The sequence below is a fragment of the Paenisporosarcina sp. P4_E4_2 genome (assembly GCF_056401595.1).
Map to the genome: position 1 here is coordinate 1 of NZ_JBFUJC010000530.1, position 1,311 is coordinate 1,311.

Consider the following 1,311-nt stretch of genomic DNA (forward strand, 5'->3'; position numbering starts at 1 on the left):
GAGTATTATCACTCTAAAAAGAAGAAAATTAGGGGATGGAAGCGTCACAAGAGGAAAATAGAAAAATGGAGACAAAATGTATTCGACTTAGAAATTGATTACATACGAGAAAATCAAAAAGATTACGCAAAGTTGCGGATTCATCCATTTTATTCGTTAGTCCGTACAAACCCACCAAATTGGTATAACCGTTTATTGTTAAGCAAAATGATAGATGTATATCTAAACTGGTATGAAAAAATGGCGAAAGAAAATGAAGACTTTTATCTAAAGATTTGGTTATATGAACCTGAATTTATCAATTCCCAAATTGTTGTCTCGTACAAAGACTGTATAAATTTTTACAATGATACCTTTGATAAAAACACTATTAAAAAGGTCTTTCCACTTCATAAATATGAGTCATTAAAGGATAAATTAGCAATGTTTGATTGGGAAGCCCACATTGATGCCGAAAAGTATTGGGAAGAGGAAATTAAAGAAGATATAGAGATAGGGTACAGAACAAAAGAAGAGGTAAATGAGATACTAAATAAATCTTATAAAACCGAAAAAATTAAACTTAGCTATGGAAGTGACACCATTTATAAAGTAAATGTTGGAGATGTTTGGGTGGGAACTTTAAAAAGATGATGGAGTACCCCTATGAAGACTGCTCTCAGTTCTTCATTAAAATATATACCTACCATAGAAGCCATATTTAACTAACGGATGCTTTAGTAAAAATCATCGGGCTGCTTAGGCAGCTTTTTTTCTTATTCAACTAACGGGGCAGGTTAGTTCAATAAGATGAAACCAATTTATTGTTCATTCGTAATTATATTAAGAACATCAGAAAAATAGCGATTCAATCATTTGAAAAACAATTATATAAGGATTTGCTTTTATTGTAATTTTTAAATATATCTAAAGTGGAGGTTTACAAATGAAACATTCTACGAAAGCAACAGAATGCCCTAAATGTGGTGGAAAAGAATTGGGGAAAGGTGAAAATGGTGGTAGTGGATATGCAGATATTCTTCCATCTAATAAGTTGAGCTTTGGATCAGAAGTTGAATACACTATTTGTACTGAATGTGGATTTATAATCGAAAGCTATGTAAAAAAGCCAGAGAAATTTAAGGGGACACTTTAGATGTTCTTCAAGTAACGGGTACTTTAGTTGAACAAGCTCGTTCGACGAAAAGGACATTCCTGGTATTACAAGGGATGCCCTTTTTACTAAACTATAGGGTATTTTGCTAGAATTCAAAGTCTAGAATCATTTTACTGGTTTGACCTGCAAACTTATAATTATAGGACCCTTGCAGG

2 protein-coding genes and 1 pseudogene are annotated in these 1,311 nt (G+C 32.4%); 2 read left to right on the forward strand and 1 reads right to left on the reverse strand.

What is annotated here, in order from left to right; genetic code table 11:
• Nucleotides 1-633, forward strand: a 633-nt coding sequence (locus AC1DSB_RS19420) for a hypothetical protein (protein WP_477587431.1), incomplete at its 5' end; no start/stop codon positions are given.
• A 292-nt stretch (nucleotides 634-925) separates the two neighbouring features.
• Nucleotides 926-1,135: a transcription initiation factor TFIIIB gene (locus AC1DSB_RS19425; protein WP_477533213.1), complete on the forward strand. Its 210-nt coding sequence runs from the start codon at nucleotides 926-928 to the stop codon at nucleotides 1,133-1,135.
• A 106-nt stretch (nucleotides 1,136-1,241) separates the two neighbouring features.
• On the opposite strand, the pseudogene AC1DSB_RS19430 reads toward AC1DSB_RS19425, so the two are convergent.
• Nucleotides 1,242-1,311: pseudogene (locus AC1DSB_RS19430) on the reverse strand (DUF3224 domain-containing protein); the annotation flags it as partial.

What these genes read in the sequence shown, in the direction of transcription:
- AC1DSB_RS19425 (WP_477533213.1), top strand. Translation starts at nt 926, where the DNA reads ATGAAACATTCTACGAAAGCAACAGAATGCCCTAAATGTGGTGGAAAA.